Origin of the sequence: Roseateles noduli, assembly GCF_050626985.1 — a bacterium.
GTDB classification, from domain to species: Bacteria; Pseudomonadota; Gammaproteobacteria; order Burkholderiales; family Burkholderiaceae_C; genus Roseateles; species Roseateles noduli_A.
In genome coordinates this window covers 584457-609681 of sequence record NZ_CP192463.1, presented here as the reverse complement: position 1 = coordinate 609681, position 25225 = coordinate 584457, and the positions used below count along the sequence as shown (strand labels likewise).

27 protein-coding genes are annotated in these 25225 nt (G+C 68.7%); 20 read left to right on the top strand and 7 right to left on the bottom strand.

Annotation, left to right across the window (positions count from 1 at the left end; translation table 11 throughout):
- The first annotated feature begins 30 nt into the window (after positions 1-30).
- The 8 genes from ACQ4L4_RS02785 to ACQ4L4_RS02750 all read left to right on the top strand — a co-directional run bounded on the left by ACQ4L4_RS02785 (position 31) and on the right by ACQ4L4_RS02750 (position 8082).
- Entirely contained in the window at positions 31-858 is an 828-nt protein-coding gene (locus tag ACQ4L4_RS02785) for an alpha/beta fold hydrolase (protein ID WP_431102675.1), read from the top strand.
- A gap of 60 nt (positions 859-918) precedes the next feature.
- Complete coding sequence (locus ACQ4L4_RS02780) at positions 919-2595, top strand: CTP synthase (protein ID WP_377155916.1); 1677 nt, start codon at positions 919-921, stop codon at positions 2593-2595.
- Positions 2596-2647: 52 nt separating this feature from the next.
- Entirely contained in the window at positions 2648-2935 is a 288-nt protein-coding gene (locus ACQ4L4_RS02775) for a DUF1330 domain-containing protein (RefSeq protein ID WP_377155918.1), read from the top strand.
- A 201-nt stretch (positions 2936-3136) separates the two neighbouring features.
- Entirely contained in the window at positions 3137-4423 is a 1287-nt protein-coding gene (eno, locus tag ACQ4L4_RS02770; RefSeq protein WP_088405489.1) for a phosphopyruvate hydratase, read from the top strand.
- A 92-nt stretch (positions 4424-4515) separates the two neighbouring features.
- Complete coding sequence (locus tag ACQ4L4_RS02765) at positions 4516-4785, top strand: septum formation initiator family protein (RefSeq protein WP_431102674.1); 270 nt, start codon at positions 4516-4518, stop codon at positions 4783-4785.
- A gap of 41 nt (positions 4786-4826) precedes the next feature.
- Positions 4827-5459 (top strand): nicotinamide riboside transporter PnuC, encoded by a 633-nt coding sequence (gene pnuC / locus ACQ4L4_RS02760; RefSeq protein ID WP_377155922.1) that lies wholly within the window; start codon positions 4827-4829, stop codon positions 5457-5459.
- Between the two features lie 64 nt (positions 5460-5523).
- Positions 5524-6195 carry an AAA family ATPase gene (locus ACQ4L4_RS02755; protein WP_431102672.1) on the top strand — a complete coding sequence of 224 codons (672 nt, stop codon included), beginning with the start codon at positions 5524-5526 and terminating at the stop codon, positions 6193-6195.
- A 114-nt stretch (positions 6196-6309) separates the two neighbouring features.
- Positions 6310-8082: a bifunctional metallophosphatase/5'-nucleotidase gene (locus ACQ4L4_RS02750; protein ID WP_431102671.1), complete on the top strand. Its 1773-nt coding sequence runs from the start codon at positions 6310-6312 to the stop codon at positions 8080-8082.
- Between the two features lie 173 nt (positions 8083-8255).
- On the opposite strand, the gene ACQ4L4_RS02745 is transcribed toward ACQ4L4_RS02750, so the two are convergent.
- A complete protein-coding gene (locus ACQ4L4_RS02745; protein WP_377155927.1) occupies positions 8256-9236 on the bottom strand; it encodes an Hsp33 family molecular chaperone HslO in 981 nt (326 codons plus the stop codon).
- Positions 9237-9256: 20 nt separating this feature from the next.
- On the bottom strand, positions 9257-9802 hold the full coding sequence (locus ACQ4L4_RS02740; RefSeq protein ID WP_431102670.1) for a gamma carbonic anhydrase family protein: 546 nt from the start codon (positions 9800-9802) through the stop codon (positions 9257-9259).
- A gap of 29 nt (positions 9803-9831) precedes the next feature.
- Here ACQ4L4_RS02740 and ACQ4L4_RS02735 point away from each other — a divergent pair, with 29 nt between their 5' ends.
- Both ACQ4L4_RS02735 and ACQ4L4_RS02730 read left to right on the top strand, forming a co-directional pair.
- Positions 9832-10617, top strand: a complete 786-nt coding sequence (locus ACQ4L4_RS02735; protein WP_431102669.1) for a ferritin-like domain-containing protein — start codon at positions 9832-9834, stop codon at positions 10615-10617.
- A 158-nt stretch (positions 10618-10775) separates the two neighbouring features.
- Positions 10776-11669 (top strand): DMT family transporter, encoded by an 894-nt coding sequence (locus ACQ4L4_RS02730; RefSeq protein ID WP_431102667.1) that lies wholly within the window; start codon positions 10776-10778, stop codon positions 11667-11669.
- Positions 11670-11733: 64 nt separating this feature from the next.
- Here the strand turns inward: ACQ4L4_RS02730 and ACQ4L4_RS02725 are convergent, their stop codons facing one another.
- Positions 11734-12207: an Lrp/AsnC family transcriptional regulator gene (locus ACQ4L4_RS02725; protein ID WP_377155933.1), complete on the bottom strand. Its 474-nt coding sequence runs from the start codon at positions 12205-12207 to the stop codon at positions 11734-11736.
- A gap of 154 nt (positions 12208-12361) precedes the next feature.
- Here ACQ4L4_RS02725 and ACQ4L4_RS02720 point away from each other — a divergent pair, with 154 nt between their 5' ends.
- Positions 12362-13681, top strand: coding sequence for an aspartate aminotransferase family protein (locus tag ACQ4L4_RS02720; protein WP_431102666.1), 1320 nt, complete (start codon positions 12362-12364; stop codon positions 13679-13681).
- A 93-nt stretch (positions 13682-13774) separates the two neighbouring features.
- Here ACQ4L4_RS02720 and ACQ4L4_RS02715 read toward each other — a convergent pair whose 3' ends face one another.
- Positions 13775-14296 carry a DUF3052 domain-containing protein gene (locus tag ACQ4L4_RS02715; RefSeq protein WP_431102665.1) on the bottom strand — a complete coding sequence of 174 codons (522 nt, stop codon included), beginning with the start codon at positions 14294-14296 and terminating at the stop codon, positions 13775-13777.
- Positions 14297-14363: 67 nt separating this feature from the next.
- Between ACQ4L4_RS02715 and ACQ4L4_RS02710 the strand changes: the two genes are divergently transcribed.
- The 7 genes from ACQ4L4_RS02710 to ACQ4L4_RS02680 all read left to right on the top strand — a co-directional run bounded on the left by ACQ4L4_RS02710 (position 14364) and on the right by ACQ4L4_RS02680 (position 21004).
- The gene (locus ACQ4L4_RS02710) at positions 14364-15254 is read left to right on the top strand and encodes a DMT family transporter (protein ID WP_431102664.1); all 891 of its coding nucleotides are present in this window, start codon (positions 14364-14366) and stop codon (positions 15252-15254) included.
- 179 nt (positions 15255-15433) lie between these two features.
- On the top strand, positions 15434-16420 hold the full coding sequence (locus ACQ4L4_RS02705) for a PIG-L deacetylase family protein (protein WP_431102663.1): 987 nt from the start codon (positions 15434-15436) through the stop codon (positions 16418-16420).
- A gap of 130 nt (positions 16421-16550) precedes the next feature.
- On the top strand, positions 16551-17546 hold the full coding sequence (locus tag ACQ4L4_RS02700) for a succinylglutamate desuccinylase/aspartoacylase family protein (RefSeq protein WP_431102662.1): 996 nt from the start codon (positions 16551-16553) through the stop codon (positions 17544-17546).
- Between the two features lie 22 nt (positions 17547-17568).
- Positions 17569-18261 (top strand): DsbA family oxidoreductase, encoded by a 693-nt coding sequence (locus ACQ4L4_RS02695; protein WP_377155942.1) that lies wholly within the window; start codon positions 17569-17571, stop codon positions 18259-18261.
- A gap of 302 nt (positions 18262-18563) precedes the next feature.
- A complete protein-coding gene (locus ACQ4L4_RS02690; RefSeq protein ID WP_431102661.1) occupies positions 18564-19610 on the top strand; it encodes a recombination-associated protein RdgC in 1047 nt (348 codons plus the stop codon).
- Between the two features lie 7 nt (positions 19611-19617).
- Positions 19618-20442 (top strand): AraC family transcriptional regulator, encoded by an 825-nt coding sequence (locus ACQ4L4_RS02685; RefSeq protein WP_431102660.1) that lies wholly within the window; start codon positions 19618-19620, stop codon positions 20440-20442.
- 151 nt (positions 20443-20593) lie between these two features.
- Complete coding sequence (locus ACQ4L4_RS02680) at positions 20594-21004, top strand: cupin domain-containing protein (RefSeq protein ID WP_431102658.1); 411 nt, start codon at positions 20594-20596, stop codon at positions 21002-21004.
- Positions 21005-21035: 31 nt separating this feature from the next.
- Here the strand turns inward: ACQ4L4_RS02680 and ACQ4L4_RS02675 are convergent, their stop codons facing one another.
- The 3 genes from ACQ4L4_RS02675 to dusA form a co-directional block, all read right to left on the bottom strand.
- Positions 21036-21944 (bottom strand): hypothetical protein, encoded by a 909-nt coding sequence (locus ACQ4L4_RS02675; RefSeq protein ID WP_431102657.1) that lies wholly within the window; start codon positions 21942-21944, stop codon positions 21036-21038.
- Positions 21945-22170: 226 nt separating this feature from the next.
- Complete coding sequence (locus ACQ4L4_RS02670; protein ID WP_431102656.1) at positions 22171-22752, bottom strand: methylated-DNA--[protein]-cysteine S-methyltransferase; 582 nt, start codon at positions 22750-22752, stop codon at positions 22171-22173.
- A 25-nt stretch (positions 22753-22777) separates the two neighbouring features.
- The gene (gene dusA / locus ACQ4L4_RS02665; RefSeq protein ID WP_431102655.1) at positions 22778-23845 is read right to left on the bottom strand and encodes a tRNA dihydrouridine(20/20a) synthase DusA; all 1068 of its coding nucleotides are present in this window, start codon (positions 23843-23845) and stop codon (positions 22778-22780) included.
- Positions 23846-24047: 202 nt separating this feature from the next.
- Between dusA and ACQ4L4_RS02660 the strand changes: the two genes are divergently transcribed.
- Both ACQ4L4_RS02660 and ACQ4L4_RS02655 read left to right on the top strand, forming a co-directional pair.
- A complete protein-coding gene (locus tag ACQ4L4_RS02660) occupies positions 24048-24986 on the top strand; it encodes a hypothetical protein (RefSeq protein ID WP_431102654.1) in 939 nt (312 codons plus the stop codon).
- Positions 24987-25071: 85 nt separating this feature from the next.
- On the top strand, positions 25072-25221 hold the full coding sequence (locus tag ACQ4L4_RS02655) for a hypothetical protein (RefSeq protein ID WP_377155956.1): 150 nt from the start codon (positions 25072-25074) through the stop codon (positions 25219-25221).
- Positions 25222-25225 lie beyond the last annotated feature (4 nt).

Below are 25225 nucleotides of genomic sequence, written 5' to 3'. Positions count from 1 at the left end.
CCGCCGATCCGACGCGCCAGACCTGACCCCATGGACTCGACCAAGACCCTCGTCTTCTCGCATGCCAACGGGTTTCCGGCGGGCTGCTACCGGGTGCTCTTCGACCGCTGGCGCGACGCGGGCTGGACGGTGCACGCGCTGCCGCGCATCGGCCACGACCCGCGTTATCCGGTGACCAGCAACTGGCCACACCTGCGCGACGAGCTGCTGCACTTCATCCAGGACGAGGTCAAGCCGACCGCGCCGGTGATGCTGGTCGGACATTCGCTCGGCGGCCTGCTGTCGCTGCTGGTCGCCTGCCGCAAGCCGTCGCTCGCGCAGGGCCTGGTGATGCTGGACTCCCCGGTGATCGACGGCTGGCGCGCGCACAGCCTGCGCGTGGTGAAGTCCGCCGGCCTGATCAAGCGCGTCTCGCCGGGCAAGGTCTCTCACCAACGGCGCTACGAATGGCCCAGCCTCGAAGAGGCGCACGCGCATTTCGCCGCCAAGAACAAGTTCGCGCGCTGGGATCCCCGCGTGCTGAAGGACTACATCGCCAGCGGCTTCGACGCGCACGAGGACGGTCAGGTGCGCCTGGGCTTCACGCGCGAGATCGAGACCCGCATCTACAACACGCTGCCCCACAACCTGCCGCGCATCCTGCACGGCCACGCGCCGAAGTGTCCGGTGGCGTTCATCGCGGGCACGCAGTCCGAAGAACTGCGGCAGGCCAACGCGGCCGGGTCCAAGGCGCTCGCCAAGGACCTGTTCCGCTGGTTCGAGGGCACCCACCTCTACCCCTTCGAAAGACCGGACGACACGGCGGCGCTCGTCCTCGAATTGATGGGCGAGATCGAGGCCAAATCGGCATCGCTATAATCTCCTTTTACCACCACGGCGTTTTTGGTTTCCTGCTCGGAAAACCGGCGCTGCAAGACAATGACCAAGTACGTCTTCGTCACCGGCGGTGTCGTGTCCTCTCTCGGCAAGGGCATCGCATCGGCCTCTCTCGCGGCCCTTCTCGAGTCCCGCGGCCTCAAAGTCACCCTGATCAAGCTGGATCCCTACATCAACGTGGATCCGGGGACGATGTCGCCGTTCCAGCACGGTGAGGTGTTCGTGACCGACGACGGCGCGGAGACCGACCTGGACCTGGGTCACTACGAGCGCTTCATCACCACGCGGATGAAGAAGAGCAACAACTTCACCACCGGACAGATCTACATGTCGGTGCTGGAGAAGGAGCGCCGCGGCGACTACCTCGGCAAGACCGTCCAGGTGATCCCGCACATCACCAACGAGATGCAGGACTTCATCCGTCGCGGCGCCGGTCACGGCACGGCGGACGCGGTGGACGTGGCGATCGTCGAGATCGGCGGCACGGTCGGCGACATCGAGTCGCTGCCCTTCCTGGAAGCCGCGCGCCAGATGAGCCTGAAGGCCGGCGCGAACAACGTCGCGTTCGTGCACCTGACCTACGTCCCGTGGATCGCCGCCGCCGGCGAACTCAAGACCAAGCCCACGCAGCACACCGTGCAGAAGCTGCGCGAGATCGGCATCCAGCCCGACGCACTGCTGTGCCGCGCCGATCGCCGCATCCCGGACGACGAGCGCGAGAAGATCTCGCTGTTCACGAACGTGCCCGAGTACGGCGTGATCTCGATGTGGGACGTCAATACGATCTACAAGGTCCCGCGCATGCTGCATGAGCAGGGCCTGGACCAGATGATCTGCACCAAGCTGCAGCTCAACACCAAGTCCGCGGACCTGAAGCGCTGGGACACGCTGGTCAACGAGGTCGAGAACCCGAAGACCGAAGTGACCATCGCCATGTGCGGCAAGTACACCGACCTGTCGGACAGCTACAAGTCGCTGAACGAGGCGCTGCGCCACGCCGGCATCCACAACCACGCCCGCGTCAACATCGAGTATGTGGACTCGGAGACGCTGGACGCCGAGCACTCGCAGCAGCTCGACAAGTACGACGCGATCCTGGTGCCGGGCGGCTTCGGCAAGCGCGGCGTCGAAGGCAAGATCCTCGCCGCCCAGTACGCCCGCGAGCACAAGACGCCCTACCTGGGCATCTGCCTGGGCATGCAGGTCGCGACCATCGAATACGCGCGCCACAAGGCGCACCTGGACGGCGCGAACTCGACCGAGTTCGAACCCGACGCGCCGCACAAGGTGATCGCGCTGATCGACGAATGGCAGGACGCGGACGGCTCGATCCAGAAGCGCAACGCCCAGTCCGACCTCGGCGGCACGATGCGCCTGGGCGCGCAGAGCTCCGACGTCAAGCCGGGCACGCTGGCCTACGAGATCTACGGCCCGGTCGTGAACGAGCGTCACCGCCACCGCTACGAGGCCAACGAGCAGTATCTGGACCAGCTGCAGGACGCCGGCCTGGTGATCTCGGCGATCACGCAGCGCGAGAAGCTGACCGAGATCGTCGAGCTGCCGCGCAATGTGCACCCGTGGTACATGGGCGTGCAGTTCCACCCGGAGTTCAAGTCGACCCCGTGGGACGGCCACCCGCTGTTCATCGCGTTCATCAAGGCCGCGCTGGAACACAAGGCCAAGGCCGGCCACGAGGTCAGCGCGCCCGCGGCGGCCTGAGCCCCGACCGGGTCCGGGACGACTTCAGACACCAACAACAGAGACACCGCCCATGCCCGCCTTCATCATTGCCGACGTGACCGTGACCGACGCCGACCAGATGGCCAAGTACCGTGAATGGAGCACCAAGGCGATGCAGGAGCACGGCGCGGAAGTGCTGGTCCGCGGTGGTGAGATCGAGGTGCTGGAAGGCCCCTGGACGCCGAGCCGCCTGGTGGTGCTGAAGTTCCCCGACCGCGCCGCGGCCAAGGCCTTCTACGACTCGGAGACCTACCAGCATGCGAAGTCGCTGCGCGAGCACGCCGGCGTGATGCGCATGATCGTCGTCGACGGCGTCTGATCCCCCGCCATGCCCTGCACGAGCCATCGCGCCGCCAGCCTGTCCAGACGGACGGCCAGCGGCCCGGTGGCTTTTTTTCGCCTCCGCATTCCATCCTCCGTTTCGTCCCCCAATATCCGGACGCAGGTTGTTCAGCCAAGGTAACCCGTTGCTGGCACCATGCGCGCCGACCGCGTTTTTTCACTTCTGGAGACTGTTCCCATGAGCGCCATTGTTGACATCGTCGGCCGAGAGATCCTCGACAGCCGCGGCAACCCCACCGTGGAATGCGACGTGCTGCTGGAGTCCGGCGTGATGGGCCGCGCCGCCGTGCCGTCGGGCGCGTCGACCGGTTCGCGCGAAGCCATCGAGCTGCGTGACGGCGACAAGTCGCGCTACCTCGGCAAGGGCGTGCTGAAGGCCGTCGAGCACATCAACACCGAGATCTCGGAAGCCGTGCTGGGCCTGGACGCCTCGGAGCAGGCCTTCCTGGACAAGACCCTGATCGACCTGGACGGCACCGAGAACAAGAGCCGCCTGGGCGCCAACGCGATGCTGGCCGTGTCGATGGCCGTGGCGCGCGCCGCCGCGGAAGAATCGGGCCTGCCGCTGTACCGCTACTTCGGCGGCATGAGCGGCAACCAGCTGCCGGTGCCGATGATGAACGTCATCAACGGCGGCGCGCACGCCAACAACTCGATCGACCTGCAGGAACTGATGATCATCCCCGTGGGCGCGCCGTCGTTCCGCGAGGCGCTGCGCTGGGGCGCGGAGGTCTTCCACGCGCTCAAGAAGATCATCGACGCCAAGGGCATGTCGACCGCCGTCGGCGACGAAGGCGGCTTCGCCCCGAACGTCGAGAACCATGAAGCCGCGATCCAGATGATCCTGGAAGCGATCGACAAGGCCGGCTACACCGCCGGCGAGCAGATCGCCCTGGGCCTGGACTGCGCCGCCAGCGAGTTCTACAAGGACGGCAAGTACGTGCTGGAAGGCGAAGGCGGCATCCAGCTGACGGCCGAACAATGGACCGACATGCTGGCCACCTGGGTCGACAAGTACCCGATCATCTCGATCGAGGACGGCATGGCCGAAGGCGACTGGGACGGCTGGAAGCACATCACCGAAAAGCTCGGCGACAAGGTGCAGCTGGTGGGCGACGACCTGTTCGTCACCAACACCAAGATCCTGAAGGAAGGCATCGACAAGGGCATCGCCAACTCGATCCTGATCAAGATCAACCAGATCGGCACGCTGACCGAGACCTTCGCCGCCATCGAGATGGCCAAGCGCGCCGGCTACACCGCCGTGATCTCGCACCGCTCGGGCGAGACCGAGGACTCGACGATCTCCGACATCGCCGTCGGCCTGAACGCTGGCCAGATCAAGACGGGTTCGCTGTCGCGCTCGGACCGCATGGCCAAGTACAACCAGCTGCTGCGCATCGAGGAAGACCTGGGCGACGTGGCGGTGTACCCGGGCCGCGCCGCGTTCTACAACCTGCGCTGAACCACGCGGACGTCCGCTGAGCGGGCGCTCCCCGCGTTCGAAGGGCAGGCCCACGGGCCTGCCCTTTTTCGTTGCAGCTAAACTCGCGGCCTGTGAAAGCCCTGGCCATCGTCCTCACCGCGTTCCTTGTCGCCATCCAGGCCCAGCTCTGGTTCGGCAAGGCCGGCCTGGCCCGCGGGGTCCAGCTGCGCGCCGAACTGCGCGAGCAGGACGAAGCCAACGAGAAGGCCCGCGCGCGCAACACGCAGCTGCAGGCCGAATTGCTCGACCTGCGCGAAGGCCTCGAGATGGTCGAGGAAAAGGCCCGCATGGAACTGGGCATGGTCAAGCCGGACGAAGTCTTCGTCCCGCTGCGCCGCTGAATCACAATTCCGCCTCCCGCCACTCCTGCATGCGCTCGCCGATGGATGCCTTGCTCGCCTGGGCGCTCTCGCCCGCCTTCCACGCCCTCGGCAGCCCGATCAGCTGGCTGGAGCTCGTCGCGTTCGCGCTGGCGATCTGGATGGTCGTCTGCAACATGCGCGTGCAGGTGCTGGCCTGGCCGCTGGCGCTGACCAGCTCGCTGCTCTACTTCCTGCTGTTCTGGAGCGGCAAGCTCTACGGCGAGGCCTCGCTGCAACTGCTGTTCGCCGCACTCGCGCTGTGGGGCTGGTGGCAGTGGATGCGCGGGCGCACGGCCGACGGCCACACGCTGCATGTGCGCACGCTCGGTCCGAAGGGCCGCGTCACCGCGCTGCTGTTCACCCTGGCGGCCTGGCCGCTGCTGGGGATGTTCCTGCAGCACCGCACCGATTCCCCCCTCCCCTATTGGGATGCCCTCCCGACGGTGGCCAGCATCACCGGCCAGTGGCTGCTCGGCCGCAAGTACCAGGAGAACTGGCCCGTCTGGGTGATGGTCAACCTGGTCAGCATCGGGCTGTTCGCGCTCAAGGGCTACTGGCTGACGGTCGTGCTGTACGCGGTGTTCGTGCCGATGTCGGTGGCGGGCTGGCGCGCCTGGCAGCGCCAGCTGCGGCCAGCAGCGATGGCCGCTTGACCGATCGCTCTCACAGCGCAGCTCGTCTGACGCCCCTGCGCGACGCCCTGCCATCATTCCCACCATGACGCTGCACATCGCCCTCGTCGGCGCCGAGAGCACCGGCAAGAGCCGCCTCGGCGTGGCGCTGCTGGAGCACCTGAGCGCCCAGACGCGGCTGCGCTGCGCGCTGGTCGGCGAGTACCTGCGCGAGTGGTGCGAGCGCGAGGGCCGCACGCCGCGCCCCGACGAACAGCGCGCGATCGCCGAGGAGCAATGGCGCCGCGCCGAAGCCGCCGCCGTCGATCACGACCTCGTCCTGCACGACACGACGCCGCTGATGACCGCGGTCTACAGCGAGCAGCTGTTCGACGACACCAGCCTCTATCCATTCGCGCTGCAGGTCCAGGCCCGCATGGACGCCACGCTGCTGATGGCGCTGGACCTGCCCTGGGTCGCCGATGACATGCGCGACGGCCCGCATGCGCAACAGCCGACGGACCGTCTGGTGCGCCGCGCGCTGCGCGAGGCCGGCCTCGGCTACAGCCTGGTCTCGGGCGCCGGCCCGGAGCGCCTGCAACAGGCGCTCAACGCGCTCGGTCCGCTGCTCAGACCGCATCTGGGCCGCGAGGACGGCCTGTTCGGCCGCCTGCTGCAGCGCGAGGAATGCCTGGGCGGCGACTGGCGTTGCGAGCTCTGCGACGACCCCGCCTGCGAGCACGCCAGCCGCACCGCCGAGCGCCTGCCGCGCGCCTGAACGCGGCGCTCACGGCCCGGCCACACAGCCGAGGCACAATCCGCCACTTCGCCGTCGCAAACATTTGCGGACGTCGAGGATTTTCGAGATCACGGCGTTCCTGGAGCCTCCCCGATGAACCGTTCTTCCGTCCGCCCGCTAGGCGCTCTGTCGATGCTGCTGAGCGCGGCACTGCTCGCCGCCTGCGGATCGTTGAGCTCCTCCGGGCCGCAGGCGCCGCTGCCGCCCTCGCTGGAGACATCGGCCGCGGCCACGAAGACCGCGACGCCGACCAGCGGTTCGGTCGCCGTCAAGGTGCTGGCGATCAACGACTTCCACGGCAACCTGCTCCCGCCGGCCGGCGGCATCAAGCTGCCCGATCCGCAGAACCCCGACAAGACGATCACGCTGCAAGCCGGCGGCGCGGAGCGCATGGCCACGGTGGTCGCGCAGATCAAGGCGAAGAATCCCAACCATGTGTTCGTGGCCGCCGGCGACCTGGTCGGCGCGAGCCCGCTGCTGTCGGCGCTGTTCCATGACGAGCCGACGATCGAGTCGCTGGGCATGATGGGACTGGACATCTCCTCGGTCGGCAACCACGAGTTCGACCAGGGCATCGACGAGTTGCTGCGCAAGCAGCGCGGCGGCTGCCACCCGAAGGACGGCTGCAAGGGCCCGACCGAGTTCAAGGGCGCGAAGTACCAGTACCTCGCCGCCAGCACCATCGATGAGAAGACCGGCCAGTCCGTGCTGCCGGCCTACGCGATCAAGCGATTCGACGGCGTGCCGGTGGGCTTCATCGGCCTGTCGCTGAAGGGCACGCCGGAGCTGGTCAGCCCGACCGGCATCAAGGGCCTGCGCTTCGACGACGAGGCGCAGACGATCAACCGCCTGGTGCCCGAGCTGGAACGCCAGGGCGTGCACGCGTTCGTCGTGCTGATCCACGAAGGCGGCTACCCCAGCGGCGGCATCAACGACTGCCCGGAGATCTCCGGGCCGATCGTCGACATCGTCAAGCAGCTGGACAAGCGCGTCGGCCTGATCGTGTCCGGCCACACGCACCGCGCCTACAACTGCCGCATCGACGGCCGTCTGGTCACCAGCGGCGACAAGTACGGCACCCTGGTCACCGAGATCGACCTGACCCTGGACCGCGCCACCGGCACGATGACCGAGGCGCGCGCCAACAACGTGGTGGTGCGCCCGGAGACGGCGAAGGACCCGCGCCAGACGCTGCTGATCAGCAGCTACCAGCACGTCGCTCAACCGCTGATCGAGCGCCAGGTCGGCTTCCTCGCTCTGGCGCTGAGCAAGGAAGGCGAAGACAGGAACGAAGGCGGCGGCTCGACGATGGGCCAGCTCGTGGCCGACGCGATGCTGGCCGCGACGCGCGCGCCAGAGAACGGCGGCGCGCAGGTCGCGTTCCAGAACATCGGCGGCGTCCGCACCGGGCTGATCCATCGCGCGGACGACACGGTCACCTTCGGCGATCTCTTCGCGGCGCTGCCGTTCTCGAATGCACTGGTGGTGGTCGAGATGACCGGCACGCAGTTGCAGGCGGTGCTCGAAGAGCAATGGTGGGCCAGCGATGCGAAGAAATTCCTGCCGCTGCAGACCTCGCAAGGCTTCAGCTACCGCTGGGACAAGCGCCGGCCGCTCGGCTCGCGTGTGGTGCCCGGCAGCATGACGCTCAATGGCCGGGCGATCGCCCCCGATCAGAAGGTCCGCGTCGTCATCAACAACTTCCTGCAGGTCGGCGGCGACAGCTTCAATACCTTCACGACCGCGCGGCTGGTGCAGACCGGGCCGATGGACGTGGATGCGCTGGAGGCCTACTTCAAGGCTCATGGCACCCAGCGCGTGAAGGCAACGGCGCTGGATCGGGTCGTGCGCGTCGATACGCCCTGACGCGACCGGGAAGAACGAGGTCGGAAGGCGGAGCGCGGGCTCTCCGCGAAGCAGGGGGCATCCCTCCGGGAACCCCCAGCATCACTCCGGCCCCACAAGCGCTCGCTGCCCCCCGTTCTTGGCGGGGCGCGGCGCTGGCTGACTCCGCTTCTTGGCGGAGCGCGTAGGCACCGTTACTGGACCTGCTTCGATCCCGGGGCCTGGTTTTGCGGGTCGGTGAACAGCTCGCCGACATCCACCGGGTCGAAGACATAGTGGTTGCCGCAGAACTCGCAGCCGATCTCGACGCCGCCCAGCTCCGCCAGGATCTCGTCCACCTCCTGTCTGCCCAGACCCAGCAGCATGCGCCCCACCCGCTCGCGCGAGCAGGTGCAGGCAAAGCGCGGGTACTGCGGATCGAAACGGCGGACGTTCTCCTCCCAGAACAGACGGCGCAGGATGGTGTCACTGTCCAGCGTCAGCAACTCTTCCGCCGTCAGGGTGGCGGCCAGCATGCTGATGCGGTTGTAGGCATCCTCCATCTCCTCGCGCGCGACGCCCGAGCTGGCACCCGGCTCGAGGTTGCCCTCGCCTTCGATCGGCAGGCGCTGGATCAGCAGGCCGGCGGCCAACTGGTCGTTGGCGGCGAGCACCAGCGTGGTCTCGAGCTGCTCCGACTGCCGCATGTAGTGCTGCAGCACGTCGCTGAGCTTCTCCAGCGGCTGGCCCTGCGGGCCGCTCAGCGGCACGACGCCCTGGTACGGCTGCTGGCCCGGCAGGCGGTCCTTGGGATCGAGCGTGATCGCGACGCGGCCCTGGCCGTGCACGTTGAGCATCTGCTGCAAGGTCGCATCGTCCACCACCGTCTCGCGCGTCTTGGCGGTGGAGCGGAAGCTGGCGTCCGGCTGCACCTCGACGACCGCCAGCTTCAGCGGCCCGTCGCCCATCACCTGGAAGATCAGCGCGCCGTTGAACTTGATGTTGGCCTGCATCAGCACGCCGGCCGCGGTCATCTGGCCGAGCAGGTCGCGCACCGCCGGCGCCAGCGGCTCCTTGCGGCGACCGAGCAGTTCCTTCCAGCTGTCGTCGAGCCGGACCAGCATGCCGCGCACGGGCAGCCCTTCGAAGAGGAATTTGTGGAGCTCGCTCGGAGCGGGTTTGATGGACGTGGCCATGGGCTTCCTTTGAATTCGAGTTATCTGAGGACGGATTGCGGATCGTCAATGCGGACGAGTTCCTCGGCATACCGCCGCCCGTTCTGGACGTAATGGGCGGCGCTCATCGCCAGGCCCTGGATCTGCTGCGGCGTGAGCTCGCGCACGACGCGGGCCGGCGAGCCGACGATGAGGCTGCCGTCCGGGAACTGCTTGCCCTCGGTGACCAGCGCGCCAGCGCCGACGAGGCAGTTGGCGCCGATGCGCGCGCCGTTGAGCACCACCGCGCCGATGCCGATCAGCGCGTTGTCGCCGACGGTGCAGCCATGCAGCATGACCTGGTGGCCGACGGTGACGTTGCGGCCGAGGACCAGCGGCATGCCCGCGTCGGCGTGCAGCACGCTGCCGTCCTGGATGTTGCTGCCGGCGCCGATGGTGAGGTGCTCGCTGTCGCCGCGCAGGACGGCGTTGAACCAGACGCTGACGTCGTCCTCCAGCGTGACGCGGCCGACGACCTGCGCGCTGTCGGCGACCCAGACGCCGGTGCCGAGTTCCGGCGTGTGTTCGCCAAGGCGGTAGACGGCCATGCGATTCTCCAAAAGGGATAATTCTACGAATGGAACTTCGAACCCGCGCGCTGCAGGTGCTTCTGATCGCCGATCCGCAGGCCAAGGCGCGGGCGGCCCGTGAGCTGTACGGCGCGGCCGATGCCGCTGAGCTCGACACCGCCGCCCTCCTCACGCCCGACACCGAGCCGCCCGGCCGCCCGGAGCGCCCCCGCCTCGTCGCGGCGCTGCAGGTGGCGTCGCGCTCGCCGTTCACGCCCGACGGTCGAGCGGCGCTGATCCACGCGATCGCGCACATCGAGTTCAACGCGATCAACCTGGCGCTGGACGCGGTCTGGCGCTTCCCCGGCATGCCGCGCGCCTACTACTTCGACTGGCTGCAGGTCGCCGCCGAGGAGGCGTTGCACTTCACGCTGCTCGACGAGCACCTGCGCAGCCTGGGCCGCGCCTACGGCGACTTCGACGCGCACGACGGCCTGTGGACGATGGCGATGCGCACGGCCGGCGACGTGCTCGCACGCATGGCGTTGGTGCCGCGCACGCTGGAGGCGCGCGGGCTGGACGCGACGCCGCCGCTGCAGGCCAAGTTCGCCAAGGCCGGCGACGCGCGCGCGGTGGAGATCCTCGACGTGATCCTGCGCGACGAGGTCGGCCATGTCCGCATCGGCAACCACTGGTACCGCCACCTGTGCCGCGAGCGCGGGCTGGATCCGCTGACGCTGTATCCCGAGCTCGTCGAGCGCTACGAGGCGCCGCGTCTGCGCCCGCCGTTCAACGTCGAGGCGCGCAGCGCCGCCGGCTTCAGCGACGAAGAGATCGCCTACCTGAGCAGTTGATGGCCGAGCCCCCTCAGGGCCCCTCAGGCCCCTCAGAGCCTCTTAGCGCTCCTCTGAGCTCCTCGCCGACGCTCCGCAAGCCTCCCCTGCCAGCCGAAGAAGGCTGACCCGCCCGTGCCATCCGGCGCGGGCGCCGAGATCCCCGACACTCCCTCCCCATGACCCGCATCCAAGCCAACCTGCTGCTGACCCTCATCGCGATGATCTGGGGCTCGGCCTTCGTCGCCCAGGCCCATGGGATGGAGAGCATCGGCCCGATGATGTTCACCGGCATCCGCTTCCTGATCGGCGCGCTGGTCGTGCTGCCGCTGATCGTGCGCGAGCGGCGCGCCCCGGGCGCGACCGTGCTGCGCGGCAGCGACGCGCTGAAGATCATGGGCCTCGGCGCGCTGCTGACGACGGGCGCGGCGCTGCAGCAGATCGGCATCCAGTACACCTCGGTGACCAACGCGGGTTTCCTGACCGCGCTGTACGTGCCGCTGGTGCCGCTGCTGGGCTGGCTGGTGCTGCGCCACCTGCCGCATTGGTCGGTGTGGCCGGGCGCGCTGGCCTGCCTGATCGGCGCCTTCCTGCTGTCGGGCGCGCATGAGCTGAACATCGGCGTGGGCGACGCCTGGGTGATCGCCTCCTCGCTGCCCTGGGCCGTGCACGTGCTGCTGGTCGGCATGGTGGCGGACCGGATGAACTCGCCGTTCACCGTGGCCGGCGGGCAGTTCCTGTTCTGCGGCGTCGTCGCGCTGGCCTGGGCGCTGGGCTTCGAGTCGTGGAGCTGGGCCGGCATCGAGGCCGCGGCCGGACCCATCCTCTACACCGGCGTGCTGTCGGTGGGCGTGGCCTTCACGGGCCAGGTCGTCGCGCAGCGCTACGCGCACGCAGCGGACGCCGCGATCATCCTGTCGTCCGAGACGCTGTTCGCCGCCGTGTTCGGCTACCTGATGATGGGCGACCGCCTCAACGGCGCCGGGCTGCTGGGCTGCGCGCTGATCCTCGGCGCGATGCTGCTGATCCAGCTGCTGCCGATGCTGCGCGTGCTGCGGCCGCGCACGGCCTGACCCTCGGCGCCCACACGCGATCGGGCGCTCGTTGCCATGCTCGTTTCGATGGGCGATCCAACGCTCAGTCCAGCGGGAACGCGCTCGTCTTCTTGACGGTGCGCAGGACCAGCATCGAGTTCGCCTTCGCCACGCCGGGCAGTTGCATGAGCACGTGGGTGTGCAGGCGTTCGAGGTCCTCGGCGTCCTTGTAGGCGAAGCGCAGCAGGTAGTCGTTGCTGCCGGCGACGTAGAAGCAGTCGAGGATGTCCGGCGCGTCCTTGACCGCCTGTTCGAACTCGGCCAGCGCGGCGGGCGTCATGCGCTCGACGTTGACGATGGTCCAGCTGGTGCCGGGCTTGCCGATCGCCTTGGGGTTGAGCAGCGCGACGACGCGGTCGATCACGCCGGAATCCTCCAGCCGCTTCACCCGTCGCAGACACGCGGACGGCGACAGATGGACCTGCTGCGCGAGGTCCTGATTCGAGATGCGCGCGTCGCGCTGCAAGACCGCGAGGATCGCGCGGTCGATCGCATCCAGTTGCACTTCCTTGATCATGGGCGGCATTCTGTTCGAAGAATCCTTCCGAACGCCGCATCGGATTGCGTCATTGCGGGTTTTCCCGCCGCCGGAACGCTCACCGATTGCGCGTGCGCTTGCCTAGACTGGCCGGATCGATCACGCGCGCCGAACGCGCTCCGGGAGCTCCACCATGTCCACCCCTACCCGCCCCGACCTCGACGCCTACTGGATGCCGTTCACGGCCAACCGCCAGTTCAAGCAGTCACCGCGCCTGCTGACGCGTGCCGACGGCATGTTCTTCACCGACGACCAGGGGCGGCAGATCCTGGACGGCGTCGCGGGCCTGTGGTGCGTGAACGCGGGCCACAACCGGCCGCGCATCGTGAAGGCGATCCAGGAGCAGGCGGCGGAGCTGGACTTCGCGCCACCCTTCCAGATGGCGCATCCGAAGGCCTTCGAGCTCGCGTCGCGGCTCGCGGAGATCTCGCCCGAGGGCATGAACAAGGTGTTCTTCACCAACTCCGGATCGGAGTCGGTGGAGACGGCGCTGAAGATCGCGCTGGCCTACCACCGCGTCCGCGGCGAGGGCCAGCGCACGCGCCTCATCGGCCGTGAGCGCGGCTACCACGGCGTCAACTTCGGCGGCATGTCGGTGGGCGGCATGGTCGCCAACCGCAAGATGTTCGGCACGCTGCTGTCGGGCGTCGATCACCTGCGCCACACGCACGACATCGCGCGCAACGCCTTCAGCGTCGGCCTGCCTGCCCATGGCGCGGAACTGGCCGACGACCTCGAACGCATGGTCGCGCTGCACGACGCGTCGACGATCGCCGCGGTGATCGTGGAACCGGTGGCCGGCTCGGCCGGCGTGCTGATCCCGCCGCAGGGCTACCTGCAGCGCCTGCGCGAGATCTGCGACAAGCACGGCATCCTGCTGATCTTCGACGAGGTCATCACCGGTTTCGGCCGCACCGGCAGCCCCTTCGCGGCGCAGACCTTCGGCGTGACGCCGGACCTGATGACGGTCGCCAAGGGCCTGACCAACGGCTGCGTGCCGATGGGCGCGGTCTTCGCGCAGCAGCGCATCCACGACACCTTCATGACCGGTCCGGAACACCTGATCGAGTTCTTCCACGGCTACACCTACTCGGCGCATCCGCTGGCCTGCGCGGCGGGCCTCGCGACGCTGGACACCTATGCGGAAGAAGGCCTGCTGACGCGCGCGTCGGAGCTGCAGGGCTACTTCGCCGAGCAGTTGCATTCGCTGCGCGGTGAACCCAACGTCATCGATGTGCGCAACCTCGGCCTGGTCGGCGGCGTCGAGCTGGCGCCGCGCGCGGGCGAGCCGACCAAGCGCGCGTTCGAGACCTTCCTCGACTGCTGGCAGCAGGGCGTGCTGATCCGCACGACGGGCGACATCCTGGCGCTGTCGCCGCCACTGATCGCGGAGCGCGAGCACCTGGATCGGATGATCGACGCGATCCGGGTGGCGCTGCGGCGGCTGAAGTAAGTCTGCTTTCCACCTGCCCCGGCCCGGGCGTTGGCCGCCAGGTCGCAGGGCCCTGGCGTCAAGCGCCAGAACCCCGCGACCAGCCGTCCCCGATCACTTGCTGACTGCTCTCAGTTCTTTGCGTACGACGAGCTTGAGACCCGACCACACATCGCTCACGGCGCAGACCTTCACGTCGACCCAGCCCAGCGGCAGACACTCCTCGCGGATGACGTCCTCGGTGATCGTGGTCGGAACCTTCGAGGCCTTCTTCGGCCACGAGATCCACAACGCCGCATCGTCGCGCAGCTTGCCGCGCAAGGCCTTGAGTTGATGCGCGAGTTCCTGTCGCTCGACGAGGAACACATGCGCGACGTCGACCCGGGTCGACGGCTGCTTCGCGCGTGCGACGCCCTCTGGCATCGGCGCGAGCCAGTCCTCGTAGCCCTCGGGCGCATTGAACGTCCACACCGTGCTGCCCGCCTGGATCCCGAGCTTGCGTGCGAGGGGCGTTCCCGAGTAACCCGCCGACGTCGCTCCCACCCCTGTCGCCATGTCTGATCCCTCCCTGCGTCGGGCATCATCACCCACCATGTCCAGCGCCACAACCGACCGGAAACCCGCGTCCTCCGCCACGGCCCCCTCCACGTCTTCCGCGGCCTCCGACGCAGCGTCCGGGACGATCGGCGCACACGGTCACCACGTGCCGTGGCTCTCGTACCTGAGCCTGGCCGCCAGCACCAGCGTGATCGGCAGCTACGTCGGGCTGTCCAAGCTGCTGGTCGTCGTCTTCCCGGTCTTCCTGCTGGCCTTCCTGCGCTTCGGCATGGCCGCCGTGTTCATGCTGCCTTGGCTCAGGCGCGGCCCGGCCGAGAAGCCGCTCACCGGCCGCACGCGCTTCCTGCTCTTCCTCGAATCCTTCTTCGGGAACTTCCTGTTCTCGATCTGCCTGCTGTTCGGGATGAAGCACAGCTCGGCCGTCGTGGCCGGCGTGATCATGGCCGGCATCCCCGCCACGGTCGCGCTGATGAGCTGGATCTTCCTGCGCGAACGCATCGCGCCGCGCACGCTGTTCGGCATCGCGATGGCGGTCGGCGGCATCGTGATGGTGGCGCTCGACCGCCATGGCGGCGGTGAACACCTCGGCGACACCTCCGCCTGGGGCGCGCTGCTGCTGGTCGGCGCGATGTGCTGCGAGGCCAGCTACGTCGTCATCGGCAAGCGCCTGACCGCCGACCTGCCACCGCGCCGCATCAGCGCGCTGATCAACCTGTGGGGCCTCGTCCTCGTCACGCCGCTGGGCCTGTGGCAGGCCGTCGATTTCGACTTCGGCACCGTCGCCATGAAGGACTGGGGACTGCTGCTCTTCTACGCGATCGCCGCCAGCACCGTCACGGTCTGGCTGTGGATGAAGGGCCTGCAGCACGTCAGCGCCGCCAAGGCCGGGGTCTTCATGGTGTTCCTGCCGATCTCCACCGCGCTCGTGGGCCTGGTGCTGCTCGGCGAGCAGATGAGCGGCATCCAGTTGCTCGCCTACGCGCTGGCGCTGGGCGGGGTCGTGCTGGCCACCTGGCCGGGCCGTCCCACGGCTTGACGAAGGCCGGCCGGCCCCCCCCCCTGACGGCGCCCCCTCCCGCGGGAAGGGTCGCCGGCAAGCTCGCGGACGATCCCGACCGGTCCGCTCCGGGACTACACCGGTCTTCATCCAGTTTTACTACCAATGTAATACCATTTCCGGATTCGACCCGCTAAGATGGGTCGATCGAACTTGCCTTGGCGCCTGCCGTCCGGGCCGCCAACCTCCCGCCGATGAACGCGACCGCTCCTTCCCCGGCCTCCACGCCTGGTCTTCCGACAGCCGGCAGCCCCGCCGCCAGCCAGGCCCCCAGCCAAGCCGACTGGGAATCCTGGATCGCCAGCTGGTATGCCGTCCTGCGGCAGCCCTTGCGTACCGGTGTGAGTCCTTTGGCCCCGGATGGTTCCGGTACCACGCCAGGCATTCCAGCCAAGCGCGCGCCGCACGTGCTGGTGTTCGCTCCACATCCGGACGATGAATGCATCGTCGGGGCGCTGCCGCTGCGGCTGCGCCAGGAAGCCGGCTGGCGCGTCACCAACATCGCCGTGACGCTGGGCAGCAAGCAGGACCGCCGCGCCGAGCGCTGGACGGAACTGGGCGCCGCCTGCGACGTGCTGGGCTTCGACCTGAGGCTGCTGGCGGCAGACGGTTTCGAGCAGGTGAAGCCCGAAGCCGCCGCCGCGCGCACGCCGCTGTGGCAGCAGCAGGTCCGGCTGGTCGCCGAGCTGCTGGTCGCCGAGCAGCCCGCGCTGATCCTCGTGCCGCACGCGGGCGACGGCATCCCGACGCACATCGGCGTGCACCTGCTCGTGAGCGAGGCGCTCGCGCAGGCGCGCATCAGCACCGTCTTCGCGCACACCGAGTTCTGGGCCACGCAGCCCTCGCCGACGACGCTCATCGAGACCGGCCAGCGCGACACCGCGCGGCTGGTGCGCGCCCTCGCCTGCCACCATGGCGAGATCGCCCGCAATCCGTATCACCTGCGCCTGCCGGCCTGGATGGCCGACAACGTGCGCCGCGGCGGCGAGCTGCTCGCCGGGCCGGGCGAAACGCCGCCGGACTTCGCCTTCGGCACGCTGTACCGCCTGACACGCTGGATCGATGGCGGCGCCGCCGGCGAGCTGCCGAACACGCACTGGTCCTGCGACGCGCCGCTCGACCCGGACGCGCTGCTCGGCGGCTGAACGGCGCCGCCCCAACCTCAACTCATCGCTGCCCGCGCTTTCGGCATACGCGCCGCGCACGCGGGCGCGGTGCGCGGGCTTGTGCGGGCCTATGCTTCGGGTTCCCTTTTTCGAGCCCATCCGCCCCGCCATGAGCGACGCCCGCACCGATCACCCGACCCACCTCCGCGTCCACCAGTTCGCCGGCCTGAAGCCCGGCCCCAAGCTGCTGGTGACGGCCGCCGTGCATGGCAACGAGGTCGCCGGCGTCGGCGCGATCCAGCGCGTGATGGCGATGCTGGACGAGGGCGTGCTGACGCTGCTCAAGGGCACGCTGACGATGATCCCCATCGTCAACCCGCTGGCCCACCGCCTGCAGCGTCGCGAGGGCGAGCGCAACCTGAACCGCAACCTGCGCGTCAACCCGATCCCGCAGGACTTCGAGGACCGCATCGCCAACCGTCTGTGCCCGTGGATCGCCGCCAGCGACGTGCTGCTGGACCTGCACAGCTTCAACAACCCCGGCCCGGCCTTCGCGATGATCGGTCCGCGCGACAACGACGGCGAACTCGAGCCTTTCCGCCACCAGGCCGCCGAGAGCGCGCTGGCGATGGCGGTGGGCACCTCGCGCATCGTCGAAGGCTGGCTGTCCACCTACGCGCTCGGCCTGAAGCGCCGCGCCGAGAAGGCCGCGGACGGCTCGCGCAGGATGGCGCTGCAGCAGGATCCGCATTACGGCGTCGGCACCACCGAATACATGCGCAGCACCGGCGGCTACTGCATCACGCTGGAATGCGGCCAGCACGCCGACCCGCAGGGCCCCGACGTCGCTTTCAAGGCGATCCTGCGCACGCTGGTGCTGCTGGGCATGATCGCCGCCGAAGGCGTCGAGCTCGCGGACCCGAAGCGTCCCGTCGAGCTGCTGCAGCTCTACGAGGTCGTCGACCGCGAGCGCATGGACGACACCTTCACCCGCGCCTGGGCCAGCTTCGACCCGATCGCGGAAGGTGAGCGCATCGGCACGCGCGCGGACGGAACGCCGGTGCTGGCGCCCTTCGGCGGGCGCATCGTCTTCCCGAACAACAACGCGGAACCCGGCCACGAGTGGTTCTATCTGGCAAAGCCCAGCGACCGCGTGTTGACTTGAGCTTCTGGCTAGAGTCGGCGGCATGAACGACACCACCGCTTCCGCCGCTGCCGCCACGAGCCCGCTGCAGCCCCTGCGCATCGATTTCGTCTCCGACGTCGCCTGCCCCTGGTGCGCCGTCGGCCTGAAGTCGCTGGAGACCGCCCTCGCCCGCGTGCCGGATGTGCAGGTCGACATCCACTTCCAGCCCTTCGAGCTGAACCCGCAGATGGTTCCCGAGGGCGAGGACATCGAGGAGCACCTGACGCGCAAGTACCGCTCGACGCCCGAGCAGCGCAAGGACATCCGCGCGCACCTGAAGCAGCGCGGCGCCGACGTCGGCTTCACCTTCACCGAAGGCGCGCGCAGCCGCATCTGGAACACCTTCGACGCGCATCGCCTGCTGCACTGGGCGGGACTGCAGTCGGCGCAGGCGCAACGCGACCTGAAGCTCGCGCTGCTGACCGCGTATCACACCCACGGCAAGAACCCGGGCGACCGCGAGACGCTGCTGGAGACGGTGCGCGAGATCGGCCTCGATGCCGCCGAAGCGGCGCGTGTGTTCGACAGCGGCGAGTTCGCCGACGACGTGCGCGAATCCGAATCGCTGTGGCAGAGCCGCGGCATCAGCTCGGTGCCCGCGGTCGTGATCAACGAGAAGTACCTGATCTCGGGCGGCCAGCCGCCGGAGGCCTTCGAACAGGCGCTGCGCCAGATCGCCGCCGAACAGGCATGAGGAAGCCCGGGGCCACTGCGCAGCCCTGAGCAGACCTGGGTCGGCAGGCAGCGAGCGCTGCTGGGGCCGGAATGGTGCTGGGGGTCCCTGGAGGGGCGCCCCCTGCACCGTGGAGTGCCCGCGCCAGGCTTCCCGAAGTCCCTCGAGTGACGTAACGGTTCCAAACGCAAGGGGGTTGTTCCGCTGCCGACAGGACCGCCAGACCTGAGACAATCAAGCCATCGTTTGAACGGGGCCCGCGTCGTCCGCGTGGCCCCGTTTTCATTGCTGTCGCTGTATCGTTGTCGCGAGTTGTCGTCCGTATGTTCAAGAACCTGATCGTTTACCGTCTGGCTGCTGACTGGCAGCCCAATGTCGAGAAGCTCGAGGATGCGCTCGAGAACGAGCGTTTCGTCCCGTGCGGTGCCACGGAGGCGCTGTCTGCCGGCTGGGTGCCGCCGCGTGGCGAACCTGGCGCCCGCCTGCTCGAGGAGATCGGCGACCACTGGCTGCTGAGCCTCCGCATGGAAAAGCGTGTGCTGCCCGGCTCGGTCGTGCGAGAGAAGGTCGAGGAGATGGTCGAGCGCGTCGAGCTGGAGACCGGTCGCCGCCCTGGCAAGAAGCAGCAGCGCGACATGAAGGAGCAGGCCACGCTGGAGCTGCTGCCGCGCGCGTTCACGCTGCAGTCGCACCTGCGGGTGTGGATCTCCCCCAAGCAGGGGTTCCTGATGGTGGACGCGGGCTCGATCGGCAAGGCCGACGAGTTGATCACGCTGCTGGTGAAGGCCGACTCGTCGATCAACCTGCACCTGCTGCAGAGCGCCGAGTCGCCCGCCGCCTGCATGGCTGCGTGGCTGATGGACGGCGTGCCGCCGAAGGACTTCGTCATCGACCGCGACTGCGAGCTCAAGGCCGCCGACGAGATGAAGGCCGCCGTGCGCTACGCCCGCCACAACCTGGACACCGACGAGGTGAAGGCGCACCTGACCAGCGGCAAGATGCCGACGCGCCTGGCGATGACCTGGAAGGAGCGCGTGTCCTTCACGTTGACGGACACGATGCAGATCAAGGGCATCAAGTTCCTGGACGTCGTGTTCGACGGCCGCGACAAGCCGGCCAAGGACGAGGCTTTCGACGTCGATGCGGCGCTGGCCACCGGCGAACTTGCGCAGCTGATCCCCGACATGATCGAGGGTCTGGGCGGCGAGCTGGACTTCATCGGCCAGTCGGCCAAGATCGCGGCGGAACACGCGCCGGGCGGCGCGACGGCGAAGCCCGCGGCCACCGAAGCCAAGGCGGCAAAGACACCGGAAGCGGCCTCCTCCGCGAAGGACGAGGACCTCGCCACCGAAGCGGCGCCCTGGGACTGAGCCCGCCATGACGGACGCCCCCGCCGCGGACACCGACTGGGTGCGTCACGGCGCGGGCCACGACGGCCTCGATCGACTCGAGGCCTTTTTTCATGGCGAGGCCTATACGCCGCATCGCCACGACACCTACGCCATCGGCAGCACGCTGAGCGGCGTCCAGTCCTTCACCTACCGCTCAGCGCTGCGCCACAGCCTGGCCGGACACACGGTCGTGCTGCATCCGGACGAGCTCCACGACGGGCACGCCGGCACCGACGCGGGCTTCCGCTACCGCATGCTCTACCTGGCGCCGGTGCGGCTGCAGGAGATGCTCGGGGGCGTCGCCCTGCCCTTCGTGCCGGGCGGTGTCTCCACCGATCCTCGGCTCGCTCGCGCGACGCGCGCGCTGCTGGCGCAACTCGCCGCGCCGCTCGACGCGTTGGAGCAGGACGACGGGCTCTTCGAACTCGCCACCGCGCTGCAACTCGCGACCGGTTCATCGCCGCGGCCCGTGCGGGGCGACTACCGCGCCGCGCGTATCGCACGCGAGTTCATGGACGACCGACTGGACAGCGACATCACGCTCGAGGAGCTCGGCGCCGCCGCGGGCCGCGATCGATGGAGCCTCTCGCGCGATTTCCGCGCCAGCTTCGGCACCAGTCCGTATCGCTATCTGACGCTAAGACGGCTCGACCTCGCGCGACGGTTGATGCTCGCCGGGCAGACCCTCGCGGACTGCGCCGCCCAGGCGGGCTTTTCGGACCAGAGCCATCTGACGCGCCAGTTCGCGAAGGCGTTCGGTGTCACACCAGCACGGTGGCTGCGCATGTCGGGCGAGTCGGGTTCGAACTAGGGCTCGGACCCGGCATCGGGCTCGGGCTCGGACTCGGACTCGGACTCGAAGTTGACGTCGAACCCACGCACGATCGTTCAAGACGGAACGCGGGCGGGTCGCCAAGATGGGCGCTCCGACAGACTTCCACGCGCTGACCGCCTTGAATGCCATGACAACGCCTGCCCCCCAGCCGATCCCCGGCCCCGCCCCGCTCCGGGACTACCGCGCCGTCAATCTCGCCGACAAGCTCTCGTTGCTGCACGAGCAGTGGTCGCAGCGCGTGGTGGCCGAGATGAACGACTACCAGTTCAAGATCGCCAAGGTCGAAGGCGAGTTCCTCTGGCACGCGCATGCCGAGACGGACGAGGCCTTCCTGGTCGTGGCCGGTGAACTGCGACTGGACTTCCGCGACGGCGCGGTCACGCTGCGCGCGGGCGAGCTGTTCGTCGTCCCGCGCGGCGTGGAGCACAAGCCCAGCGCCGCGCAGGAGACGCACATCCTGGTCATCGAGCCCCGCGGCGTGCTGAACACAGGCGCCGCGCACAACGAGCGTACTCAGCCGAACGACCGATGGGTCTGAGAGGCGGACTGACGCCTCTTCCACCATCACGTCAACGTCGGCTGCCAGCCGGATGGGTCGTCTTAGGCCGAGGCCGTGCAGGCGCGTCCGAGGACGGCCGATGCCTGGCCGACGCGAGGGACGGCCGTGGGCTGAACAGGGCAATGCGAGCCCGGGCGTTTGCAACGAATCGCCTCGCAGCGCTGCCAATGAGCCATGAGGGCGCTTCAGCGGAATGATCGTCGGCGGGGGCCTTCCGCGCCGGGAATTTCCCGGCGGCCTCACCATCCCCGACGCCCGGATCTCGCGGTCGCGGCTTGTCGGGCACGGAACCGCAAGCCGGCACCGCCAGGGACCTGCCCTTTGCGGGGACACGCGTGGCGGGTGCTTGGGGTGCCGTCCAGGGTTGCCAAGCCTCGACGTCGGTCAGTTGAAGGAAAGCCGTGGCATCCGACTTCGCCAGGTGAAGCATCCGACGAATGAACTCATCCCTGAAAGACTGGGCCTCGATCCGATCGAATCCCTCGACAGGCCTGGCGCCTTGCGCGATCTTGATGGCGTGGTGCAAGGCGTCGAGGAACCCACGCGTGGTCGCCGGAGCAGCGATGCGGTTGGCGTCGGCCTCCGCCACGGAGCCGCCGCGGACCCGCAGGGTCGCCATGAACTGCTCGGCCGAGCCTCGACGGCGGTGGCCGAAGTAGAGGACTTGCGACGCCCCTTCGCAGTCTCCAGGCAGCTCGCGTCGTTGGTCCTCTTCGCTGAAGCACACGACCGCGGTATCGCCCAGTTCCAGAAGCTCGACAGCCAGGGCGGTCAGTTGCTTGATCGCTCGCTCCCGCATTTCCGGGTCCCACCACTCCCGCTCCAGCCGACTCAAGTTGAAATGAAGCCCCTCCGACTGAACGCGCCGATCAAAGCGCGTCTCCGACGGGCTCAGGGGCCTCCGGACGGTATGCGGCATCAGGACGCTGGTTTCTCCGCGCCAGGTCGTCGGGACATCGGGGCGCTCCCACCACTTGGCAGCGTCCGCGTCCGCGACTGAGGCTGAGGCGCCTTGGAGATTGTTCGATAGGTCGTACAAGGATCGATCTCTGCAATTGACAACGATCCTTGAGTAGCCTGTCCCTGCCGAACGTTCATGCTGCGAGAGCGTCCTGAGACGCAGCCGCTGCGCGACGAAGGACGTGCTAGAACAGATCCTGCTGTTCGCCGACCTGCTGCCCCGTTGCGCGCGCTTCGATCGCGAGGATCTTCAGCTTCGTCACGACGCCCCCCGGCGCGGAGAAGCCCGTCAGGTTCGCCGCCTTGCCGGCGGTTGGCGCTCCCATCACGCGATGGCAGGGGACGATCGGCGCGAACGGGTTGTGGCCCTCCGCGCGGCCGACGGCGCGCGCCGCGTTCGGTTGCCCGAGCCGCGCCGCCACCTCGCCGTAGGTCAGTGTCTGCCCCACCGGGATGCGCCGCGTGAACGCGAGCACCTCGCGATCGAAGGCCGGCACCGCGCTGTCGTCGAGCTCGACTTCCAGCAGATCGCGCGCCTCGCCGTCGAGCAGCGCGCGCACACCGACGCAAGCCTGCTTCACCGGCTCGGGCAGGCGCTCGAAATCCGCCACCTCACGCCCCGCGGGGAAACGCACCTGCATGCGGTCGCGCGTGACGGACAGCGTCTCCTCCGGCAACTGCGAGCCGACGACGCCGCGCTCGGTCCACGCGATGCCGCAGTGGCCGAGCACCGTCGGATAGCAATGGAAGAACACCTGGGGCGCCATGGCGGGATGCTGAGCCGAGGCGCGGTCAGTTCGTGACAGGAGCCTGGGCGGCCGGCTCAATCGCCGCGTCGACGGGCGGCTTGAACGCGGGATGCTGGCTGGCGATCTCGGCAGCCTGCAGGCGGGCGGCGGTGGCGAGCTTCGCGACCTCGCGCGGCGTCATCGCCTTGAGCTTGTGATCCGACCACACCTGACGCCAGCGGCGCGCGCCGGGCAGGCCGTTCCACAGGCCGAGCGCGTGTCGCATCGCCTGCGACCACGGGCGGCCGAGCGCGACCTGCCGATCAAGATAGTCGAGCCACTGGTCCTCGACCTCTTCACGGCTGGCGACGGGGGCGGCCTGCTCGCCGAAGAAGCGCTGGTCCCACTGCGCCATCTGCCAGGGCTCGTGATAGGCCTGCCGGCCGATCATCACGCCGTCGACATGGTCGAGCTGCTGGGCGATCTCGTCGTCCGTCTTGAGGCCGCCGTTGATGGCGATCGTCAGATGCGGGAACTCGCGCTTGAGGCGATGCACGAGTTCGTAGCGCAGCGGCGGGATGTCGCGGTTCTCCTTCGGCGACAGGCCCTGCAGCCAGGCGTTGCGCGCATGGACGAGAAAGACCTCGCAGCCTGCGTCGGCGACCTGGCCGACGAAGTCGCGGACGAAGTCGTAGCTCTCGATCCTGTCGATGCCGATGCGGTGCTTGACGGTGACCGGGATCGCGACCGCGTCGCGCATCGCCTTGACGCCGTCGGCGACCAGCGCGGGCTCCGCCATCAGGCACGCGCCGAACGCGCCGCGCTGGACGCGCTCGCTCGGGCAGCCGCAGTTCAGGTTGACCTCGTCGTAGCCCCATTGCTCGGCCAGCTTCGCGCAGGCGGCGAGATCGGCCGGCTCCGAACCGCCGAGCTGCAGCGCCACGGGGTGTTCCTGCTCGTTGAAATCGAGGTGCCGGGGCTTGTCGCCGTGCAAGATTGCGCCGGTCGTCACCATCTCGGTGTAGAGCAGCGTATGGCGGGTCAGCAGCCGGTGGAGATAACGGCAGTCGGCCGTCGTCCAGTCCAGCATCGGGGCGACGGACAGGCGCCAGGGGGAGAACTTCGAGGACATAGGGGGCGGATTATCCCGCGCCGCCCGGGATCGGGCGCCGGACGGGGCTTCCCCCGGCGTTCACCCGCCGCGGAGCCGTCAACCCCTCCTTAGAGGCAGCTTCTTGTTTCCAATTGCTTCCACGCCGCTGAAGCCGGCGACGCCGGGGCTTGCGTACGTCGTACCATCCCCGCCGCCTCCGCGGTCTCCTGCCCCACGTCCGATGTTCCCGTCCCGCCGCCCGCTCGGCTCCGCCAGCGGCCTTACGCGCCTTCATGGCACCGTCCTCGCGCTGCTGATCGCCGCGGGCGTGGCGCTGCCGTCGGCGCATGCGACGCAGACACCGACGAAGGGCAAGGCGACGAAGGCGACGAAGGCGGCGACGTCAGGCCCCTCGGCGAACGAGCCGGCGTCGAACCTGGCGAAATCCGAACTCGCCGACATCGCCGATCTGCGCAAGCGCATGTCAGCGAAGACGGTGGCCCTGACGCGGCATGCCGAGGTTGCCGACATCGCCATCCAGGTCTGGGCGCGGACGACGCTCCCGAAGAAGTACTACGTCGCCGTGACGCAGCAGGGCACGCTGCGGCGCACGCTCACCGCCAACGATGAAGCCGAAGCCTGGCGCAGCTACGACAGCTTCCGCCGGATGGCCGGCCTGGGCGAGGTGGGACGGCCGGTGCTGCTGGGTCAGCAGATGACCGCCATTCCGGTGCAGCCCTTGCCCCCGCTGGCGCCGCCCCCGCCGCCTTCGTTCTCATCCCCACCGCCGGCCCGCACGCCGGTGGCCACCGCGGCGGTCGGGATGTCAGAGCCGGAGAGCCTCACGCGCGCGCCGTCGTCGAGAAGCAACGTGCCCATGGCCGCCAGGGAGATCTCCGCGACGACGGGCGAGACCGTGGAGTCGCGTGTCGCCGGCTATGCGGTCGAGACACTGCGCCGCGCACGCTTCGGCGACGAGGTGGCGCGGCTGGTCTGGAACGCCGAGAGCGCGCTGTACTTCGTGTCTCTCACGCGCCAGGGCTCGGTCGTGGTCATGCTGCGCAGCCGCGACGGCGCCGAGGCGACCCGGGCCTACGAGGACTACGTGCGGCAGGCCGAGACGCGCGCGGCGTTGCTGCAGGGACGCACGGCGGGGCCGATGTCGTCGGCGTCTCGCTAGCCGCGGCGCCTCGTCCTACAGACATCGCCCCGGGAACGGCGAAGACTCGGTGCATCCGGCCGCCACGGCCATCGAGAGGCACCTCATGATCCGCAAGCTCAGCAACGGTCAGTACCGCCTCTATTCCCGCAACCCGGATCCGAAGACGGGGAAGCGCCGCAACCTCGGCACCTTCGACACCCGCGAGGCCGCGGAGAAGCACGAGCGGGAGGTGCAGTACTTCAAGCGGCATTGACCCC

Bases quoted from the DNA above. Each gene is read 5' to 3' on its own strand.
- ACQ4L4_RS02750 (WP_431102671.1), top strand. From the start codon at position 6,310: ATGAACCGTTCTTCCGTCCGCCCGCTAGGCGCTCTGTCGATGCTGCTG.
- ACQ4L4_RS02700 (WP_431102662.1), top strand. From the start codon at position 16,551: ATGAGCGACGCCCGCACCGATCACCCGACCCACCTCCGCGTCCACCAG.
- pnuC (WP_377155922.1), top strand. From the start codon at position 4,827: ATGGATGCCTTGCTCGCCTGGGCGCTCTCGCCCGCCTTCCACGCCCTC.
- ACQ4L4_RS02680 (WP_431102658.1), top strand. From the start codon at position 20,594: ATGACAACGCCTGCCCCCCAGCCGATCCCCGGCCCCGCCCCGCTCCGG.
- ACQ4L4_RS02780 (WP_377155916.1), top strand. From the start codon at position 919: ATGACCAAGTACGTCTTCGTCACCGGCGGTGTCGTGTCCTCTCTCGGC.
- ACQ4L4_RS02785 (WP_431102675.1), top strand. From the start codon at position 31: ATGGACTCGACCAAGACCCTCGTCTTCTCGCATGCCAACGGGTTTCCG.
- ACQ4L4_RS02670 (WP_431102656.1), bottom strand. From the start codon at position 22,752: ATGGCGCCCCAGGTGTTCTTCCATTGCTATCCGACGGTGCTCGGCCAC.
- ACQ4L4_RS02695 (WP_377155942.1), top strand. From the start codon at position 17,569: ATGAACGACACCACCGCTTCCGCCGCTGCCGCCACGAGCCCGCTGCAG.
- eno (WP_088405489.1), top strand. From the start codon at position 3,137: ATGAGCGCCATTGTTGACATCGTCGGCCGAGAGATCCTCGACAGCCGC.
- ACQ4L4_RS02725 (WP_377155933.1), bottom strand. From the start codon at position 12,207: ATGATCAAGGAAGTGCAACTGGATGCGATCGACCGCGCGATCCTCGCG.
- ACQ4L4_RS02740 (WP_431102670.1), bottom strand. From the start codon at position 9,802: ATGGCCGTCTACCGCCTTGGCGAACACACGCCGGAACTCGGCACCGGC.
- ACQ4L4_RS02735 (WP_431102669.1), top strand. From the start codon at position 9,832: ATGGAACTTCGAACCCGCGCGCTGCAGGTGCTTCTGATCGCCGATCCG.
- ACQ4L4_RS02755 (WP_431102672.1), top strand. From the start codon at position 5,524: ATGACGCTGCACATCGCCCTCGTCGGCGCCGAGAGCACCGGCAAGAGC.
- ACQ4L4_RS02745 (WP_377155927.1), bottom strand. From the start codon at position 9,236: ATGGCCACGTCCATCAAACCCGCTCCGAGCGAGCTCCACAAATTCCTC.
- ACQ4L4_RS02675 (WP_431102657.1), bottom strand. From the start codon at position 21,944: ATGCCGCATACCGTCCGGAGGCCCCTGAGCCCGTCGGAGACGCGCTTT.
- ACQ4L4_RS02690 (WP_431102661.1), top strand. From the start codon at position 18,564: ATGTTCAAGAACCTGATCGTTTACCGTCTGGCTGCTGACTGGCAGCCC.
- ACQ4L4_RS02775 (WP_377155918.1), top strand. From the start codon at position 2,648: ATGCCCGCCTTCATCATTGCCGACGTGACCGTGACCGACGCCGACCAG.
- ACQ4L4_RS02730 (WP_431102667.1), top strand. From the start codon at position 10,776: ATGACCCGCATCCAAGCCAACCTGCTGCTGACCCTCATCGCGATGATC.
- ACQ4L4_RS02655 (WP_377155956.1), top strand. From the start codon at position 25,072: ATGATCCGCAAGCTCAGCAACGGTCAGTACCGCCTCTATTCCCGCAAC.
- ACQ4L4_RS02720 (WP_431102666.1), top strand. From the start codon at position 12,362: ATGTCCACCCCTACCCGCCCCGACCTCGACGCCTACTGGATGCCGTTC.
- ACQ4L4_RS02660 (WP_431102654.1), top strand. From the start codon at position 24,048: ATGTTCCCGTCCCGCCGCCCGCTCGGCTCCGCCAGCGGCCTTACGCGC.
- dusA (WP_431102655.1), bottom strand. From the start codon at position 23,845: ATGTCCTCGAAGTTCTCCCCCTGGCGCCTGTCCGTCGCCCCGATGCTG.
- ACQ4L4_RS02685 (WP_431102660.1), top strand. From the start codon at position 19,618: ATGACGGACGCCCCCGCCGCGGACACCGACTGGGTGCGTCACGGCGCG.